The following is an 18,535-nucleotide window of genomic DNA, read 5'->3' on the forward strand; positions in this document are numbered from 1 at the left end:
TTTACTGTCATAAGGCTACAATAGTCGAAGTCTATGAATAAGAGAGTGTTATGGATCAAACTACAACCCAAATCTATAAGCGATTAGTGAGTTATGTCGGTGATTACAAATTAATCGCGTTTTTTGCAATCGTGGGCATGATTGGTTATTCAGCAATGGACGCCTTGTTTATCAACTTAATGAAACCTTTCATTGATGAAGGGTTAAATGCCCGTAATTCGAAGGTGTTAACATATGCTCCATTTGTCGTTGTTGCACTGGTATTGGGACGTGGGATGTTCAACTACATGTCATCGTATTGTTTGAGTTATGTTGGCTCACAAGTAGTGCGTACATTACGCCAACAGTTATTTGAACATATTTTACATTTACCCGTTTCTTTTCATGATAAAAATTCGAATGGTGATTTAATATCAAAGATCACATTTGATACAGAACAAGTACAGCAAGCGATTACCAAAGCATTATTAATTGTGGTGAGAGAGGGCGCCTTTGTTGTTTTCTTATTGTTTAATATGTTTTATACCAGCTGGAAATTATCACTTATTTTCTTAGTGATTATTCCTCTCGTTGCAGTGATTGTTGCGTTTGTATCTAAACGTTTTCGAATGATTTCAAAAAAAATTCAATCGGCAATGGGTCAAGTTACCCGTACTTCAGAGCAAATGTTGTCAGGCCATAAAGTGATCCATGGTTTTGGTGGACAACAACAAGAAATCGCTCAGTTTTCTGCAATTAACAACCACAACCGCCAGCAACGCATTAAAATGGATGCGACGAAAGCTTTAAGCGTGTCGATTATACAAATATTAGCAGCCAGTGCGATGGCGGTTATTTTATGGGTTGTATCGATGCCGTCGATGATTGACACGATAAGCTCAGGTGATTTTGTGTTATTAATTTCATCTATGATGATGCTGTTAAGACCTTTAAAGCAACTTTCTAATGTGAACAGCGACCTTCAGCGAGGTATTTCGGCTGCACAAAGTATATTTTTAGTACTTGATGAAGAAATCGAAAAAGACACAGGTACATATACAGTAGATAAGGTAACAGGCCGCATTGAAATTAAAAACGTGACATTCTGTTACCCTACTAAAGAAGAGCCTGTTCTTAAAAACTTAACACTCAGCATTGATGCCGGTGAAAGTATTGCATTGGTAGGGCGCTCAGGCTCGGGTAAATCTACAATCTCTAATTTATTACCTCGTTATTATGAATTAGAAGGTGAAAGCGAAATATTACTCGACGGTGTGTCACTTGCCGATTACAAGCTAACGGATCTTCGTAAACAGTTTGCATTGGTCTCTCAGCAAGTCGTGTTGTTTAGCGACACGATAGCGAACAATATTTGTTATGGGTTAGACAGAAGTCTGACTGAAGATGAATTAATTGCTGTTGCCAAGCAGGCTCATGTTTGGGAGTTTGTAAAAGACTTACCTGAGGGTTTAAATACCCTGGTCGGAGAAAATGGTGTGATGTTATCGGGTGGTCAACGTCAGCGTATTGCCATTGCGCGAGCCATCTTAAAAGATGCACCTATTTTGATTCTTGATGAAGCAACTTCAGCGCTTGATACCGAGTCAGAGAAACTGATCCAACAGGCACTTGATACTTTAATGAAAGAGAAGACATCAATCGTGATTGCGCATCGTTTATCAACGATTGAAAACAGTGATTGTATTTATGTTATCGATAATGGCCAAGTAATCGAAAAGGGCACTCATAACGAGCTGCTAGAAAAAAACGGTACTTACTCTGCGCTTTGTAAGATGCAATTTGGTGAACAATAGTGAGTATGATTGAACAAAGCTGGTACAAACAGCCCCGCTTTTTAACGGTGCTGCTTTTACCTTTGAGCTGTATCTTTTGGCTAATTTCAACCTTACGAGTTAGCCTTTATAAGCTCAAAATACTCAAGGCGTTTAAGGCCAATGTTCCTATCATTGTTGTTGGCAATATTAGTGTAGGTGGTAATGGTAAAACCCCCTTTGTTATTTGGCTCGCTGAGTACTTACAACAGCAGGGTTTAAAGGTCGCGGTAATCAGCCGTGGATATGGCGGTAAGTCTTCGAGTTATCCGCTGTTAGTCACACAAAAAACAACCTCAAGTGAAGCGGGTGATGAACCTGTACTTATTCAACGTCGGCTAGGATGCGTGGTGATGGTAGGACCCAATCGCCAAGCGAGTATTGAAAAGCTGCAACAAGAACACGCTATTGATATCATCATTTCAGATGATGGTATGCAGCATTATAAAATGGCGCGTGATATTGAGTGTTGTATTGTCGACAGTGAACGCCAGTTTGGCAATGGATTTTTGATGCCTGCAGGCCCGCTAAGAGAAACTAAAGCGCGTTTAAAGTCAGTTGATATTGTGGTAGAGAATGGTGGGGCGACAAACTACCGCTATGACTTAGTACCCAGCCAATTTAGATCGGTTGCATCTTTTGAACGCGTATCAGATACGCTAAATACCGGGCACGCTATCAGTGCAATTGGTAATCCATTACGCTTTGAGTTAAGCCTTAAGCAACAAGGCATAGACCTGCTTTCGACACACCATTTTCGAGACCATTATAACTATCAACCGACTGATTTTTCGGGCTTTGAAAATGATGCCGTGTTCATGACTGAAAAAGACGCAGTAAAGTGCTTTAGTTTTGCTAAACCTAATTGGTATTATCTACCTGTTGATGCAAGGCCGACTGCCGCTGTTATTGAAAAATTACATTCATTATTAAAACAAAAAGGGATCCTTCATGGCCTTTGATACAAAATTACTTGAAATAATTGCTTGCCCAGTATGTAAAGGTAAGTTGCGCTTAGATAAAGAAAATCAAGAGCTTATAAGTACTGCTGCAAAATTAGCTTACCCAATAAAAGATGATATCCCTGTGCTTCTTGAAAACGAAGCGCGTGAATTAAGCCAAGAAGAGGTTGATAAGTGGAATTCGTAGTTGTCATTCCTGCACGCTATGCTTCTAGCCGCTTACCGGGTAAACCCTTAGCTGACATATGTGGTAAACCCATGATCCAGCATGTTTACAACAAAGCGGCTGCATCAGGTGCAAGTGCTGTGTATGTTGCCACCGATCATCAAGCGGTGTTTGATGTTGTGAAGGGCTTTACAGATAACGTATTAATGACACGTGAAGATCATCAATCGGGCACAGAACGACTTGCCGAAGTGGTTGAAAAGCTAAACCTTGCCAGTGACACGATTGTCGTCAATGTACAAGGTGATGAGCCATTATTGGCCAGTGAAAACGTCAGTCAGGTGGCAAAGTTACTGGCTGAATCTGATGCACCGATGGCAACGCTCAGTGCTAAAATAACTGACTCTGATGATATATTTAACCCGAATTGTGTCAAAGTTGTCAGTGATACTGAGCAAAACGCACTGTATTTTTCGCGGGCGCCTATTCCTTATCATCGCGATGCAATGATGAACGACGATAACAGCACGCTAAATCTGGCTGATTATGCGCGTCATATTGGTATCTATGCGTATCGTGCTGGCTTCATTCAGCAGTATATTGCATTGCCTGAATCGCGTTTAGAACAACTTGAGTCACTTGAACAGTTACGTGTTTTATACCACGGCTACAGCATTAAAATTGCAGGAGCTGTGTGTGAACCTCAAGCCGGTGTTGATACACCCGACGATCTCACACGTGTAATAGCCGCTTTGAGCAACGAGTGCGATGACTGATGTGCACGCTGTTCATCTTCATGCTAGTGAAGATGACTTTTTTGTTTTTTACAAACCTGCGGGCGTTAGCTTTCACAGCGAAGACTGTGCAGGGTTTGTTGTACTTGCAGAGCAACGAGTGAATGAAAAGCTGTTTCCTGTTCACCGGCTAGACAAAGTAACGTCTGGGTTAATTATTTTAGCCAGAAACAAGCAGGCAGCAGCAGAATTTACATCGCTTTTCACTGCGCACCAAGTGAATAAATTTTACCTTGCTGTGAGTGATGAAAAACCTAAAAAAAAGCAAGGCTGGATCAAAGGCGATATGCAAAAAAGTCGCCGTGGTGCGTTTAAGTTGCTAAAAAGCCAAGAAAACCCAGCTATCACGCGCTTTTATTCAAAAAGTATTCGCCCCGGCCTGCGCGCATACTTATTAAAACCTTTTTCTGGCAAGACGCATCAATTAAGAGTGGCAATGAAAAGTATTGGTGCGCCTATATTGGGTGACGTTACTTATGCTGGTACGCCAGATGAGCGTACTAATTTGCATGCATATGCCCTGCAATTTATGTATCAAGGTCAACTAAAAGAATATCGCTGTGCGCATACGACAGGCGCATATCTCAATGAAGTTTTTAACGCAGACGAATTCAAAGAGTGGCTGACTCCTTGGACGTTGGATTGGTAAATGAAAGAAACAACACAAGACATTCGCTTTGGTGGTATCAAGCGCTTATATGGCCATCAACAATTTGATTGGTTACAGCAAGCACATTTTTGTGTCATAGGTATTGGTGGCGTCGGAAGCTGGGCTGCTGAAGCATTAGCACGCACCGGGGTAGGTCAATTGACGTTGATTGACTTAGATGATATTTGCGCAACGAATGTTAATCGTCAAATACATGCTTTAACTGGCACGATAGGTGACGCTAAAGTAGACGCGATGAAAGCGCGTTGTGAATTAATTAATCCAGATATTAAAGTCAATGTCATTGATGACTTTATTACCCTAGATAATATTCGTGAGCACATTCAGGGCTTTGATTATGTAATTGATTGTATTGATGCAGTAAAAGAAAAAGCGGCACTGATAGCCCATTGTAAGCGAGTCAAGTTACCTGTTATTACAACCGGTGGTGCTGGGGGGCAAACGGATCCTAGCCAAATTAGTTTTGGTGATGTTGCTAAAACAACCCATGACCCATTGCTTGCAAAAGTCCGTTATATTCTCAGAAAACAGTACAACTTTAGTAGCAACCCTAAGCGAAAATTTAATGTTGATTGTGTTTATTCGACCGAACAATTAGTGTATCCAACGTCCGACGGTGAAGTGTGCCAAGCAAAACAAGGCGCAGATGGCTCGATGAACATGGATTGTAACAACGGTTTTGGCTCAGCAACCATGGTAACGGGTAGCTTTGGCTTTTTTGTTGCAGCCAAAGCAATTAGAAAATACCTAGATAAAAAACAGCGAAGTTTAAAATAGTGCTTTTTAGCGCTTTTCCTGAGCCATGGTTTGAATTTTATCAACCATGGCTTTTATGCCGTTGCCGCGTGATGGGCTTAAATGGCTAATTAGACCAAGTCGTTCAAATTCGTTATAGGCATTAATTTGAGTTGCTTGCTCGGGTGTTAGACCATTGTATAAGGCCAAAATTAAGGCCAGTAACCCTTTAACAATACGTGTATCAGAATCACCCGCAAGCACTAGGCTGTTTTCGGAGTGGTCAAAATCAATATAAAGCCATACCTTACTTTCACAGCCTTTTACAAGCGCATCATCAACTTTTAAAACATCGGGCATGACCGGTAGCTTTTTACCTAACAGCATAATTTGACGATATTTTTGTTGCCAGCCATTTGCATTCTCGATGTCTTGAGTCACGGTGTGAAAAGGTGAATTCATAATATATCCAACATTAATCTAATAGTTCTATACAGTGCTTGAGTGCTTTAATAAAAGCATCAACATCGTCGAGCGAATTATACAGTGCGAAGCTCGCTCTCACAGTGCCAGGAATGCCTAATTTGCTCATAATTGGTTGGGTACAGTGATGGCCACTACGAACAGCTATGCCGTAACCATCCAGTAGCGTTGCTAAATCAAATGGATGCTCATCACGATAATTAAAACTGATATTGCCAATGTTATTTTCTTTATGCGAATAAATAGAAATCCCATCGATGGTTGATAATTGTTTTATCGCATAATTGAAAATTGTATGCTCATGTTGACGCATTCCATTGAAATCAAGTGCTGTTAAATAATTGATTGCTTCGGCAAAGGCGATTACGCCTGCAATGTGTGGCGTACCCGCTTCAAATTTGCCTGGCGCATCACGAAATGTGCTGTGTGTTAAGCTTACAGTCTCAATCATTTCGCCACCTGTTTGATAGACATCAAGCGTATTTAAGCGTGAGTAACGACCATAAAGCCCCCCCAATCCTGTTGGACCCAGCATTTTATGTGCAGAGAAAACATAAAAATCACAATCGAGTTTATTTAAATCGGGTTTTAAATGCATCGCCGCCTGTGCGCCATCAATAACAGAAGTCGCATTAATTTCTTTGCAAGCAGTGATAATTGGCTCTAAGTCAGTGATATTTCCTAATGTATTCGAAGCATGGGTTACAGCAACAACGCTCGGTTTATGCTCACGAATAAATGCAGCACATTCATTACTATCCAAGACTAAATCAGCTGTAATGGGCAAAATAATGAGCTCTGCATTTACTTTTTTTGCAAGTTCTTGCCACGGAACGATATTAGCGTGATGCTCAATCGCTGAAATCGCTATTTTATCGCCTGATTTTAGGTGTGAAGTTAGGCCGTTTGCAATTAAGTTTAGTGATTCGGTTGCCCCTTTAGTCCAAACAATTTCGGTGCGCTGTACATTGAAATACGCTGCGATTGCTGTTCGTGTATCTTCATAGCGACGTGTCGCATGCTCACTGAGAAAATGGCGACCGCGATGAACATTGGCATTTTCAGCACTGTAATAGCTTTCTAAGGCTTTGATAACTGATAGAGGCTTTTGCGAGGTAGCTGCTGAGTCTAAATACACTAATGGGTATTCATTTACTGTCTGTGTGAGTAAAGGAAAGTCGGCGCGTATAGTTTCGAAATCAAACATGGATAAGCCTAAACAACAAGAATGCGACGATTTTAATTACTTTGCACAAATAGACAAGTGGTGGGCAATAAAAAAGGCCGCTTAGCGGCCTTTTTTAAACACGAAATCGTATTAACGCTTGTCTGTTGGTACGTAATCGCGTGATGTTTCACCAGTGTATAACTGACGTGGGCGGCTGATCTTGTGGCCAGGTTGAGATAGCATCTCATCCCAGTGAGAGATCCAACCAACAGTACGAGACATAGCAAAGATTACTGTGAACATGCTAGTCGGGATACCGATTGCTTTTAAGATGATACCAGAGTAGAAATCTACGTTAGGGTATAGTTTCTTCTCTACGAAGTACGGGTCTTCAAGCGCGATTTGTTCAAGTTTCATTGCGATATCAAGCAATGGATCTTGAATGTTTAGCTCTGCTAATACTTCATGACATGTTTGACGCATTACCGTCGCACGTGGGTCGAAGTTTTTGTAAACACGGTGACCAAAGCCCATAAGACGGAATGGGTCTGACTTGTCTTTCGCTTTAGCAACGTATTCGTCGATACGGTCAACAGAACCGATTTCTTCTAACATGTTAAGACATGCTTCGTTAGCACCGCCGTGTGCAGGACCCCACAGTGATGCGATACCAGCAGCGATACATGCGTAAGGGTTTGCACCAGATGAACCCGCTAAACGAACCGTAGACGTTGACGCATTTTGCTCGTGGTCAGCGTGAAGCATGAAGATTTTGTCCATTGCTTTAGCTAAAACTGGGCTCACTTTGTATTCTTCAGCAGGCACTGAGAACATCATGTGTAAGAAGTTTTCAGCAAAGCTTAAATCGTTGCGTGGGTAAACAAACGGTTGACCAACGTTATATTTGTAAGCCATTGCTGCGATTGTCGGTAACTTAGCTACTAACTTAATCGCGCTCGTTTTACGCTGTGTTGCATCAGTGATGTCTAAATCTTCATGGTAGAAAGAAGAAAGTGCACCTACTACACCACATAGCATTGCCATCGGGTGAGCATCAAAGCGGAAACCTTGGAAGAAGTTTGCAATTTTAGTATCAAGCATTGTGTTGTGCGTGATTTCTTGTGCAAACGCATCGTATTGTTCTTTAGTCGGTAACTCACCATTAAGTAACAAATAGCAAAGCTCGATGTAGTTTGATTCATCAGCTAATTGTTCAATTGGGTAACCACGGTGTAAAAGAACACCTTTACCGCCATCGATGTAAGTGATTGAAGATTCACATGAACCCGTCGACATGAAACCTGGGTCGTAAGTGAAATAACCATGAGAACCTAACGTACGTACGTCGATTACGTCTTGGCCAGCAGTGCCTTGGTAAATTGGAAGTTCGATTGGATCAAGACCATCAATATGGACCGTGGCTTTCTTATCCGCCATCTATTTATCTCCTATTAAGATAACAACTCTGATTGTTATGTTCTGAATCTGTTTAAGCACATTCTTTTCATTTTAACGTGAAAGAGGGGTGTAAAGTCAATTTTTATAAATAGTATGCATAAAAGGATAATAAATATTCTGTCAGGATTAAATATTATACCATTGGCTAATTCGCAAACGTCTCTTACTAAACAAGAATTGTAAAAAGACCATTGGCTATATATACTATCCAAGGTTTTATACCGTATTGTCTGTAGGTAAACTTTATTTTTACATTTGAGTTTTGCACCAGTGTGAACTTTTTGTGTATTAACACGGTTTACTTAGATAGTTCCATCGAAATTCATTTTGATGGGTTTTAGAAAAACAAGTAGATGAGCCCCTAAGTGGGCAAGATGGGCAAGTAACTGTGAAAAAGCAAAGACCTGTAAATCTAGATCTAACAACTATATCTATGCCGGCTACGGCTAAAGCATCAATTCTTCACCGCGTCACCGGTGTTGCATTATTTTTTGCTTTAACGTTTGTCATTTGGGCGTGGTCTGAGTCTCTTTCTTCTCCTGAAGGTTTTGAATTCGTCAAGGGTCTGTTCAGCGGATTCATTGCCAAATTCATAGCGTGGGGTACCATTTCTGTATTGGCGTATCACCTAATTGGTGGTATCCGTCATATCATTATGGATATGGGTCACTGGGAAGAACTTGAATCAGGTAACTTCAGCGCTAAAGTTGCAATGGCTTTAGGCGTTGTTGCTGCAATTCTAGCAGGAGTGTGGATATGGTTTTAAATCAAGCAACTCTTAAACGTGATGGTGTACAAGATTACGTATCACTTCGTACAACCGCTTTAATTATCAGCGCTTACGCGATTTTTATTGTTGGCTATTTTTTATGTACACCCGAAGTCACTTTTGAAGCCTGGCAAGGCCTATTTTCAAACCTAGCAATGAAAGGGTTTACACTAATTACCCTTGTTTGCATCATGGTTCACACCCGTATTGGCCTTTGGCAAGTATTAACTGACTATGTTAAATGCGCTAAATTACGTGCTGTTTTAGGCTTTGTATTAAACCTTATGGCCGTTGCTTACGTAGCAATAGGTCTAATCGTTTTATGGGGTGTTTAAGTGAATTATTCTGTTCGTGAATTTGACGCTGTAGTGATTGGTGCCGGTGGTGCAGGTATGCGCGCAGCACTTGCAATCACTGAGTCAGGCAAAACCTGTGCACTTATCTCAAAAGTTTTCCCTACACGTTCTCACACTGTGTCTGCACAGGGTGGTATTACGGTGGCTTTGGGTAACTCACATGAAGATAACTGGGAATGGCACATGTACGATACGGTTAAAGGTTCCGATTTCATCGGTGACCAAGACGCTATCGAATATATGTGTAAAACAGGCCCAGAAGCTATTACTGAATTAGAAAACATGGGCTTACCATTTTCTCGTTTTGAAAATGGCCGTGTTTATCAACGTCCTTTCGGCGGTCAGTCGAAAAACTTTGGTGGTGAACAAGCTGCACGTACTGCAGCCGCAGCTGACCGTACTGGTCACGCATTATTGCATTGTCTTTACCAACAAAACGTTAAAAACAAAACAAATGTATTCTCTGAGTGGTATGCATTAGACCTTGTTAAAAACAGCGACGGTCACGTTGTTGGTTGTACAGCAATCGACATCGAGTCAGGTGAAGTTGTTTATTTCAAATCTAAAGCGGTTGTTTTAGCAACAGGTGGCGCAGGTCGTATCTTTGCATCAACAACTAACGCGCACATCAATACAGGTGACGGCGTTGGTATGGCAACACGCGCGGGTGTTGCAATGCAAGATATGGAAATGTGGCAGTTCCACCCAACCGGTATTGCAGGTGCGGGAGTACTTGTGACGGAAGGTTGTCGTGGTGAAGGTGGTTACCTTCTAAACAAAGACGGCGAACGTTTCATGGAGCGTTATGCACCGAATGCGAAAGACTTAGCATCGCGTGACGTTGTTGCTCGTTCAATGATGACAGAAATTCGTGAAGGCCGTGGTTGCGATGGTCCTTATGGTCCACATATCAAGCTTAAGCTTGACCACTTAGGTGAAGAAACTCTTAACCTTCGTCTTCCAGGTGTTTGTGACCTTGCGAAAACATTCGCACACGTTGACCCTGCTAAAGAGCCAATTCCAGTTATCCCAACATGTCACTATATGATGGGTGGTGTTCCAACTAACGTAAATGGTCAAGCATTACAAATTGATGCAAATGGCCAAGAAAAAGTTGTTGAAGGCTTATTCGCTGTTGGTGAAATTGCGTGTGTATCTGTACACGGTGCTAACCGTCTTGGCGGTAACTCACTACTTGACTTAGTTGTTTTCGGCCGTGCTGCTGGTAACTTCTTAGGCAAATACCTAAATAGTGTTGAAGCGGGTAAAGATGCGTCTGATTCAGACCTTGAAGCATCGCTTGCACGCTTTAATCGTTGGGAAAGTTCTAAAGTTGGCCAAGGTGAAGACCCTGTTCAAATCAAGAAAGACCTACAAATGTGTATGCAACTTAACTTCTCGGTATTCCGTGAAGGTGAAGCAATGGCAACAGGTCTTAAAGAGCTTAAAGAAATCCGTGAACGTCTTCAGTATGCGCGTCTTGATGACAAATCAACTGAATTCAACACAGCACGTATTGAATGTTTAGAGCTTGATAACTTGATGGAAACAGCTTACTCAACTGCAGTAGCTGCAAACTTCCGTACAGAAAGCCGTGGTGCTCACTCTCGTTTCGACTACCCAGATCGTGATGACGAAAACTGGCTATGTCACTCAATTTTCAATCCTGTAACGGATGAAATGAGCAAACGTGAAGTAAACTACGCGCCGAAACTGCGTGAAGCTTTCCCACCTAAAGCACGTACATACTAGGAGCGAGACGATGGCACAAGTACAATTTTCCGTTTATCGTTACAATCCAGATATTGATAACGCACCACGTATGCAAGACTTCTCGCTAGAAACGCAAGAAGGTCAGGATATGATGGTGTTGGATGCGCTTATGAAATTAAAAGAGCAAGATCCAACGTTATCATTCCGTCGTTCATGCCGTGAAGGTGTGTGTGGTTCAGACGGTATCAACATGAATGGTAAAAATGGTTTGGCATGTATCACGCCTTTATCAACGCTACTTAAAGGTGGCAAAGGTAAAATCGTAATTCGTCCATTACCTGGTTTACCTGTGGTACGTGACCTTGTTATTGACATGAGTCAGTTCTACACTCAATACGAAAAAGTAAAACCTTATCTTATCAACGACACGCCAGCGGCGGGTGAGCGTCTTCAGTCAATCGAAGAACGCGATAAGCTTGATGGTTTATATGAGTGTATTTTATGTGCATGTTGTTCAACATCGTGTCCTTCGTTCTGGTGGAATCCAGACAAGTTCATCGGTCCAGCAGGCCTTCTTCACGCATATCGTTTCTTGGCTGATAGCCGCGATACAGCGACAGAAGAGCGTCTTGCTGACCTTGACGATGCGTTCAGCGTGTTCCGTTGTCACAGTATCATGAACTGTGTTAGCGTGTGTCCAAAAGGTCTTAATCCGACCAAAGCAATTGGACAAATCAAGTCAATGCTTTTAAATCGTTCGGTTTAAAATATTGAATATGTAAGGTGGTTAATTTATTAACCACCTTGTTTTTACAACAATTAATTTCTGCGCTAAAGAAAAGGGCTTATAAATGCACGAAGGTGTGATGAAGGCATGGCTAGAATCTTCTCACTTAAACGGCGGTAACGTTGCTTACGTAGAAGAGCTTTATGAAGCGTACTTAGATGATGCGACTTCTGTGCCAGAAGAATGGCGAGAAGTGTTCGAACAATTACCAAAAGTTGATGGTGTGGATGTTGACGTAAAACATTCTGAAGTTCGTGCACAATTTGCGGAGCTTGCTAAAAACAAGCATAGAGAAGTGGTGGTAGCAGAGGGTGGCTCTGGTGATCCTAAACAGGTCAAAGTGCTACAACTTATAAATGCTTTCCGTTTCCGTGGTCACCAAAATGCCAACCTAGATCCATTAGGTATCTGGCAACGCGAACGTGTTCGCGATCTTGAATTAGAGTACCACGATTTATCTGAAGCTGATTTTGACCGTGAATTCAATGTGGGTTCGTTTGCAGTCGGTCGCGAAACCATGCCTTTAGGTGAGTTATATCAAGCACTTAAAACCACGTACTGTGGTTCTGTTGGTGCTGAGTATATGCATATCACATCGACTGAAGAAAAGCGTTGGTTACAACAGCGTTTGGAATCAGTGCAATCACGTCCAACTTTTTCTAAAGAAGAAAAGCTGCGCATCCTTAAAGGGTTAACAGCAGCGGATGGTCTTGAAAAATATTTAGGGGCTAAGTTCCCTGGTGCAAAACGTTTCTCACTTGAAGGTGGTGATGCGTTAGTACCAATGCTTAAAGAACTGATTCATCGTGCAGGTGAAAGCGGACAAAAAGAAGCTGTTATTGGTATGGCTCACCGCGGTCGTCTGAACGTACTAGTGAACGTTTTAGGTAAAAACCCATCAGATTTGTTTGATGAGTTCGCTGGTAAACATAAAGATACATTAAGCTCAGGTGACGTTAAATATCACATGGGTTATTCATCTGACTTTGCGACTAAGGGTGGCAATGTGCACATGGCACTTGCATTTAACCCGTCTCACCTAGAAATCGTAAACCCGGTAGTGATGGGTTCGGTTCGTGCGCGTCTTGACCGCTTAGGTGATAAGTCAGGTATTAAAGCACTGCCTATTACAATTCATGGTGACTCTGCGATTGCAGGTCAAGGTGTTGTACAAGAAACATTTAACCTATCACAAACTAATGCATTTAGTTGTGGTGGTAGTATCCGTATTGTTGTTAACAACCAAGTTGGTTTTACAACGTCTAAACAGGCTGATGTGCGTTCTACACCATACTGTACAGATATTGCAAAGATGGTTCAGGCACCTATTTTCCACGTTAACTCTGATGATCCAGAAGCCGTTGCATTCGTAACACAAATTGCGCTTGATTTCAGAAATCAGTTTAAACGTGATGTTGTTATTGATTTGGTCTGTTATCGCCGTCATGGTCATAACGAAGCGGATGAGCCTAATGCGACTCAACCACTTATGTACCAAAAAATCAAAAAACACCCTGTTCCTCGTTTAATCTATGCTGATCAGCTTGTGGCTGAAGGTTCATTCACTGAAGACGAAATTAAAGTACTCGCAGATGATTACCGTAATGGCTTAGACCGTGGCTCGTGCGTTGTTGAAGAAATTCAACCTGAAACATCTCATTCATCTGATTGGGCTAAGTTCGTTGGTCACGATTGGGATGTAGAATACGACGCTAAAGTGTCGGTAGAGAAACTTAAAGAACTTGGCGAGAAAGTCGCAAGTTACCCAGAAGGTCATAAAGCACAGTCTCGTGTTAAGAAAATCTACGACGACCGTAAACTAATGGCATCAGGTGAAAAAGCACTTGATTGGGGTATGGCAGAAACACTGGCTTATGCAACACTTGTTGATGCAGGTACTGATATCCGTTTAACGGGTCAAGACTCAGGCCGTGGTACATTCTTCCATCGTCATGCTGTTGTTCATAATCAACAAGATGCATCAACTTACTTACCGTTGCAAAATATCAGCGAAAAGCAAGGTGCATTTGAAGTATACGATTCAGTGTTATCTGAAGAAGCGGTGCTTGCGTTTGAATATGGTTATGCGACTGCAGAACCTACATCATTAGTCATGTGGGAAGCCCAATTTGGTGACTTTGCGAACGGCGCTCAAGTTGTATTTGACCAGTTCTTAAGTTCAGGCGAGCAAAAGTGGGGCCGTTTATGTGGTCTAACGTGTTTGTTACCGCATGGCTATGAAGGTCAAGGTCCTGAGCATAGTTCAGCCCGTTTAGAGCGTTTCTTACAACTGTGTGCTGATCACAACATGCAAGTGTGTGTGCCATCAACACCTGCGCAGGTTTACGCAATGCTACGTCGTCAATCAGTTCGTCCACTGCGTCGTCCTTTGATTGTTATGACACCGAAGTCATTATTACGTCACCCATTAGCAACATCAACACTGGAAGAGTTATCGGAAGGTGTGTTCTATAATATGATTGACGAGATTGATGACATCCCAGCTGAGAAAGTTGAACGCGTTGTTTTCTGTAGCGGTAAAGTTTACTACGAACTACTTCAAGAGCGTCGTAAGCAAGAGCTTAATAATGTTGCAATTGTTCGTGTTGAACAACTTTATCCATTCCCACACGATGAGATGGATGCAATCATGCAGCGTTATCAACACGTTAAAGACTTCGTTTGGTGTCAAGAAGAGCCACAAAACCAAGGTGCTTGGTATTGTTCTCAACACCACTTTGTCGATGCAATTCCACAAGGCGCTAAATTAAAATATGCTGGCCGTAAAGCATCAGCATCGCCAGCATGTGGTTACATGTCAGTGCATACTAAAGAACAACAAGCGCTCGTTGCAGATGCGCTTACTATTGAAAATAAAGGATAAGCAATGAGCACAGAAATTAAAGTTCCTGTACTTCCTGAGTCGGTTGCTGATGCTACCGTAGCAACATGGCACGTAAGTGTTGGCGACAAAGTAAGCCGTGACCAAAACTTAGTTGATATTGAAACAGATAAAGTTGTTTTAGAAGTAGTTGCACCAAACGACGGTGTCATTACTGAAATTTCACAAGAAGAAGGTGCAACCGTACTTGGTGAACAAGTAATTGGTTTACTTGGTGATGCAGATGCTGCACCAGCAAGTGACGATTCTGCTAAAGAATCAGCACCAGCAAAATCAGAAGACGCGCCAGCGGCGCAATCAGCACCAGCATCAGAAGGTAAAGAAGTGGACATTAAAGTACCTGTACTTCCAGAATCAGTCGCAGACGCGACAATTGCTACTTGGCATGTTCAACCAGGTGAAGCGGTAACGCGCGACCAAAACCTAGTTGACATCGAAACTGATAAAGTTGTTCTTGAAGTTGTTGCTCAAGAAGACGGTATCATGGGCGAGCACATCCACGCAGAAGGCGAAACAGTGCTTGGCGAACAAGTGATTGGTACTGTTAAAGCGGGTGCAGCACCTGCTAAAGCAGAATCGAAAAAAGAAGAAGCGGCACCAGCAAGCGATTCAAGCGATAGCTCAGACGTATTAACACCGTCAGTGCGTCGTCTAATCGCTGAAAAGGGCCTTGATGCATCAAAAATCAAGGGCACGGGTAAAAATGGTCGCGTAACGAAAGAAGACGTTGATACATTCTTAAAAGCGCCTGCGTCTGCACCTAAAGCAGAAGCGGCAGCACCTGCTGCACCTATGGGTGACCGTACTCAAAAACGTGTTCCAATGACGCGTTTACGTAAGACTATTGCAAATCGCCTTCTTGAAGCGAAAAACTCAACTGCAATGTTAACAACATTCAACGAAGTAAACATGAAACCTATCATGGACCTTCGTAAGCAGTATCAAGAAGTATTCGAAAAACGTCATGGTATTCGTTTAGGTTTCATGTCTTTCTATGTGAAAGCAGTAACAGAAGCGCTTAAACGTTTCCCTGAAGTGAATGCATCAATCGATGGTGATGATATTGTTTATCACAACTACTTCGATATCAGCATCGCAGTATCAACACCACGTGGCCTAGTTACACCAGTACTTAAAGATTGTGACAAGTTATCAGTTGCAGAAATTGAAAAAGGTATCCGTGAATTAGCGCTTAAAGGTCGTGACGGCAAATTAACACTTGATGATATGACAGGTGGTAACTTCACTATCACTAATGGTGGTGTATTCGGTTCGTTACTTTCTACACCGATTATCAACTTACCTCAGTCATCAATCTTAGGTATGCACAAAATCCAAGATCGTCCAATGGCTGTAAATGGTAAAGTTGAAATCTTACCAATGATGTATTTAGCGTTATCGTACGATCACCGTCAAATTGATGGTAAAGAATCTGTTGGTTTCTTAGTGACAATTAAAGAGTTACTTGAAGATCCAACACGTTTATTACTAGATGTTTAATCTAGTTGTATAAAATGTAAGCTGTGGACTGCGTTCACAGCTTTTTTTTTGCGCCTTTGGTCTAACTGGGGTTTTCATGTTGAGCCTTGGGATTTATACTAGGTGCGCAATTTGGGATAGCTGTTTATTTGCATAAATATTCAGCTCTTTTAGTATAAAAAATTGGATAAAGCATCATGAATTTGCATGAGTATCAGGCAAAACAACTTTTTGCCGAATATGGTTTACCAGTTTCTCACGGTTACGCTTGCGATACACCTGAAGAAGCTGCAGCAGCTGCTGAGAAAATTGGCGGTGATATGTGGGTTGTTAAAACACAGGTTCACGCAGGTGGCCGTGGTAAAGCTGGCGGTGTTAAGCTAGTTAAAACAATCGACGAAGTTAAAGAGTTCGCTGCGAACTGGTTAGGTAAAAACTTAGTTACTTACCAAACAGACGAAAATGGTCAGCCAGTAGCTAAGATCCTTGTTGAGAGCTGCACTGACATCGCTAACGAATTATACCTAGGCGCTGTAGTAGATCGTGCTTCTCGTAAAGTTGTTTTCATGGCATCTACTGAAGGTGGTGTTGAAATCGAGACTGTTGCTGAAGAAACGCCAGAGCTAATCCACAAAGCTGAAATCGATCCACTTGTAGGTCCTCAAGCGTATCAAGCTCGTGAATTAGGCTTCAAACTAGGTTTAAACCCAACGCAAATGAAACAGTTTGTTAAGATCTTCATGGGTCTTGCGAACATGTTCAACGATTTCGATTTCGCATTATTAGAAATCAACCCGCTTGTTATCACAGACGAAGGCAACCTTCACTGTCTAGATGGCAAAATCGGTGTAGATGGTAACGCGCTTTACCGTCAACCTAAAATCCGTGAAATGCACGATCCATCTCAAGAAGATGCACGTGAAGCTCACGCTGCAAGCTTCGAGCTTAACTACGTTGCACTAGACGGTAACGTGGGTTGTATGGTTAACGGTGCAGGCCTAGCAATGGGTACGATGGACATCGTAAACCTACACGGTGGCAAGCCAGCTAACTTCCTAGATGTTGGTGGCGGCGCGACGAAAGAGCGTGTATCTGAAGCATTCAAGATCATCCTTTCAGACGACAACGTAAAAGCTGTTTTAGTTAACATCTTCGGTGGTATCGTTCGTTGTGACATGATCGCAGAAGGTATCATTGGTGCAGTTAAAGAAGTAGGCGTAAACGTACCAGTAGTAGTACGTTTAGAAGGTACTAACGCTGAACTAGGTCGTGAAGTACTTGCTAATTCTGACCTTAACATCATCGCTGCTGAATCACTAACAGACGCAGCTGAAAAAGTTGTTGCTGCTGCGGAGGGCAAATAATGTCTGTATTAATCAATAAAGATACAAAAGTTATCTGTCAAGGTTTCACTGGTGGCCAAGGTACTTTCCACTCTGAGCAAGCGCTTGAGTATGGTACACAAATGGTTGGTGGTGTTAGCCCAGGTAAAGGCGGTCAAACGCACCTTGGTCTTCCAGTATTCAACACAGTACGTGACGCTGTAGAAGCAACTGGCGCAACTGCATCAGTAATCTACGTACCAGCACCTTTCTGTAAAGATGCAATCTTAGAAGCTATCGATGCTGGCATCGAGCTTATCGTTTGTATCACTGAAGGTATCCCAACACTAGACATGGTTGACGTTAAAGTTAAGCTTGAGCAAACTGGTGTTCGCATGATCGGTCCTAACTGCCCAGGTGTTATCACTCCGGGTGAAACTAAGATCGGTATCATGCCTGGTCACATCCACAAGCCTGGTAAAGTAGGTATCGTATCACGTTCTGGTACACTTACTTACGAAGCGGTTAAGCAAACTACTGATGCTGGTTTCGGCCAATCAACATGTGTTGGTATCGGTGGCGACCCAATCCCTGGCACTAACTTCATCGACGTTTTAGAAATGTTCGAAAAAGACGAGCAAACTGAAGCAATCGTTATGATCGGTGAAATCGGTGGTACAGCAGAAGAAGAAGCTGCTGAATACATCAAGCACAACGTAACTAAGCCTGTTGTTTCTTACATTGCGGGTGTAACTGCGCCTCCAGGTAAGCGTATGGGTCACGCGGGTGCAATCATCGCAGGCGGTAAAGGTACTGCTGATGAGAAATTTGCTGCATTAGAAGCTGCTGGCGTTAAAACAGTACGTTCACTAGCTGACATCGGTGCTGCACTTAAAGAGAAAACAGGCTGGTAATCGGTCTTTAATCTCTTAAAAAGAGGCTCGCTTATGCGGGCCTTTT

The 18,535-nt window shown here is 42.3% G+C and carries 17 protein-coding genes; 14 read left to right on the forward strand and 3 right to left on the reverse strand.

Annotated features, from left to right (window positions below):
- Window positions 1-50 precede the first annotated feature (50 nt).
- Genes msbA through tcdA form a run of 6 tightly spaced genes read left to right on the forward strand, consistent with a single transcriptional unit; the run spans window position 51 to window position 5,180 of the window.
- Window positions 51-1,793, forward strand: coding sequence for a lipid A export permease/ATP-binding protein MsbA (msbA, locus tag H3302_RS07270; protein WP_065979878.1), 1,743 nt, complete (start codon window positions 51-53; stop codon window positions 1,791-1,793).
- Window positions 1,793-2,773, forward strand: a complete 981-nt coding sequence (gene lpxK, locus H3302_RS07275; protein WP_182396311.1) for a tetraacyldisaccharide 4'-kinase — start codon at window positions 1,793-1,795, stop codon at window positions 2,771-2,773. Before msbA ends, lpxK begins: the two co-directional genes overlap by 1 nt.
- The gene (locus H3302_RS07280; protein WP_036968654.1) at window positions 2,763-2,960 is read left to right on the forward strand and encodes a Trm112 family protein; all 198 of its coding nucleotides are present in this window, start codon (window positions 2,763-2,765) and stop codon (window positions 2,958-2,960) included. The genes lpxK and H3302_RS07280 overlap by 11 nt, the downstream gene beginning before the upstream one ends.
- Entirely contained in the window at window positions 2,948-3,715 is a 768-nt protein-coding gene (gene kdsB / locus H3302_RS07285; RefSeq protein ID WP_182396312.1) for a 3-deoxy-manno-octulosonate cytidylyltransferase, read from the forward strand. The genes H3302_RS07280 and kdsB overlap by 13 nt, the downstream gene beginning before the upstream one ends.
- A complete protein-coding gene (locus tag H3302_RS07290) occupies window positions 3,708-4,382 on the forward strand; it encodes a TIGR01621 family pseudouridine synthase (protein WP_065979880.1) in 675 nt (224 codons plus the stop codon). Before kdsB ends, H3302_RS07290 begins: the two co-directional genes overlap by 8 nt.
- Window positions 4,383-5,180, forward strand: a complete 798-nt coding sequence (gene tcdA, locus H3302_RS07295) for a tRNA cyclic N6-threonylcarbamoyladenosine(37) synthase TcdA (protein ID WP_036968641.1) — start codon at window positions 4,383-4,385, stop codon at window positions 5,178-5,180.
- Between the two features lie 6 nt (window positions 5,181-5,186).
- Here the strand turns inward: tcdA and H3302_RS07300 are convergent, their stop codons facing one another.
- The 3 genes from H3302_RS07300 to H3302_RS07310 form a co-directional block, all read right to left on the reverse strand.
- Entirely contained in the window at window positions 5,187-5,600 is a 414-nt protein-coding gene (locus tag H3302_RS07300) for a SufE family protein (RefSeq protein ID WP_074988256.1), read from the reverse strand.
- A gap of 13 nt (window positions 5,601-5,613) precedes the next feature.
- Complete coding sequence (locus tag H3302_RS07305) at window positions 5,614-6,828, reverse strand: aminotransferase class V-fold PLP-dependent enzyme (RefSeq protein WP_075593615.1); 1,215 nt, start codon at window positions 6,826-6,828, stop codon at window positions 5,614-5,616.
- A gap of 111 nt (window positions 6,829-6,939) precedes the next feature.
- Window positions 6,940-8,226, reverse strand: coding sequence for a citrate synthase (locus tag H3302_RS07310; RefSeq protein WP_036968634.1), 1,287 nt, complete (start codon window positions 8,224-8,226; stop codon window positions 6,940-6,942).
- Between the two features lie 409 nt (window positions 8,227-8,635).
- Here H3302_RS07310 and sdhC point away from each other — a divergent pair, with 409 nt between their 5' ends.
- The 8 genes from sdhC to sucD all read left to right on the forward strand — a co-directional run bounded on the left by sdhC (window position 8,636) and on the right by sucD (window position 18,489).
- Window positions 8,636-9,013 carry a succinate dehydrogenase, cytochrome b556 subunit gene (gene sdhC, locus H3302_RS07315; RefSeq protein WP_065979883.1) on the forward strand — a complete coding sequence of 126 codons (378 nt, stop codon included), beginning with the start codon at window positions 8,636-8,638 and terminating at the stop codon, window positions 9,011-9,013.
- Complete coding sequence (sdhD, locus tag H3302_RS07320) at window positions 9,004-9,351, forward strand: succinate dehydrogenase, hydrophobic membrane anchor protein (RefSeq protein WP_036968629.1); 348 nt, start codon at window positions 9,004-9,006, stop codon at window positions 9,349-9,351. Before sdhC ends, sdhD begins: the two co-directional genes overlap by 10 nt.
- Complete coding sequence (sdhA, locus tag H3302_RS07325) at window positions 9,352-11,124, forward strand: succinate dehydrogenase flavoprotein subunit (protein WP_182396313.1); 1,773 nt, start codon at window positions 9,352-9,354, stop codon at window positions 11,122-11,124.
- Window positions 11,125-11,134: 10 nt separating this feature from the next.
- Window positions 11,135-11,851, forward strand: coding sequence for a succinate dehydrogenase iron-sulfur subunit (locus H3302_RS07330; protein ID WP_065979885.1), 717 nt, complete (start codon window positions 11,135-11,137; stop codon window positions 11,849-11,851).
- Between the two features lie 85 nt (window positions 11,852-11,936).
- A complete protein-coding gene (locus H3302_RS07335) occupies window positions 11,937-14,756 on the forward strand; it encodes a 2-oxoglutarate dehydrogenase E1 component (protein ID WP_065979886.1) in 2,820 nt (939 codons plus the stop codon).
- 3 nt (window positions 14,757-14,759) lie between these two features.
- Window positions 14,760-16,274 (forward strand): 2-oxoglutarate dehydrogenase complex dihydrolipoyllysine-residue succinyltransferase, encoded by a 1,515-nt coding sequence (gene odhB, locus H3302_RS07340; RefSeq protein ID WP_182396314.1) that lies wholly within the window; start codon window positions 14,760-14,762, stop codon window positions 16,272-16,274.
- A 176-nt stretch (window positions 16,275-16,450) separates the two neighbouring features.
- Window positions 16,451-17,617, forward strand: a complete 1,167-nt coding sequence (gene sucC / locus H3302_RS07345) for an ADP-forming succinate--CoA ligase subunit beta (protein ID WP_036968617.1) — start codon at window positions 16,451-16,453, stop codon at window positions 17,615-17,617.
- A complete protein-coding gene (sucD, locus tag H3302_RS07350; protein ID WP_036968616.1) occupies window positions 17,617-18,489 on the forward strand; it encodes a succinate--CoA ligase subunit alpha in 873 nt (290 codons plus the stop codon). The genes sucC and sucD overlap by 1 nt, the downstream gene beginning before the upstream one ends.
- Window positions 18,490-18,535: the final 46 nt, after the last annotated feature.

It is taken from the genome of Pseudoalteromonas sp. MT33b (assembly GCF_014117385.1).
GTDB classification, from domain to species: Bacteria; Pseudomonadota; Gammaproteobacteria; order Enterobacterales; family Alteromonadaceae; genus Pseudoalteromonas; species Pseudoalteromonas lipolytica.

Bases quoted from the DNA above. Each gene is read 5' to 3' on its own strand.
- H3302_RS07300 (WP_074988256.1), bottom strand. From the start codon at position 5,600: ATGAATTCACCTTTTCACACCGTGACTCAAGACATCGAGAATGCAAAT.
- odhB (WP_182396314.1), top strand. From the start codon at position 14,760: ATGAGCACAGAAATTAAAGTTCCTGTACTTCCTGAGTCGGTTGCTGAT.
- msbA (WP_065979878.1), top strand. From the start codon at position 51: ATGGATCAAACTACAACCCAAATCTATAAGCGATTAGTGAGTTATGTC.
- H3302_RS07280 (WP_036968654.1), top strand. From the start codon at position 2,763: ATGGCCTTTGATACAAAATTACTTGAAATAATTGCTTGCCCAGTATGT.
- tcdA (WP_036968641.1), top strand. From the start codon at position 4,383: ATGAAAGAAACAACACAAGACATTCGCTTTGGTGGTATCAAGCGCTTA.
- H3302_RS07290 (WP_065979880.1), top strand. From the start codon at position 3,708: ATGACTGATGTGCACGCTGTTCATCTTCATGCTAGTGAAGATGACTTT.
- H3302_RS07335 (WP_065979886.1), top strand. From the start codon at position 11,937: ATGCACGAAGGTGTGATGAAGGCATGGCTAGAATCTTCTCACTTAAAC.
- sdhD (WP_036968629.1), top strand. From the start codon at position 9,004: ATGGTTTTAAATCAAGCAACTCTTAAACGTGATGGTGTACAAGATTAC.
- H3302_RS07305 (WP_075593615.1), bottom strand. From the start codon at position 6,828: ATGTTTGATTTCGAAACTATACGCGCCGACTTTCCTTTACTCACACAG.
- sucD (WP_036968616.1), top strand. From the start codon at position 17,617: ATGTCTGTATTAATCAATAAAGATACAAAAGTTATCTGTCAAGGTTTC.
- H3302_RS07310 (WP_036968634.1), bottom strand. From the start codon at position 8,226: ATGGCGGATAAGAAAGCCACGGTCCATATTGATGGTCTTGATCCAATC.
- H3302_RS07330 (WP_065979885.1), top strand. From the start codon at position 11,135: ATGGCACAAGTACAATTTTCCGTTTATCGTTACAATCCAGATATTGAT.
- sucC (WP_036968617.1), top strand. From the start codon at position 16,451: ATGAATTTGCATGAGTATCAGGCAAAACAACTTTTTGCCGAATATGGT.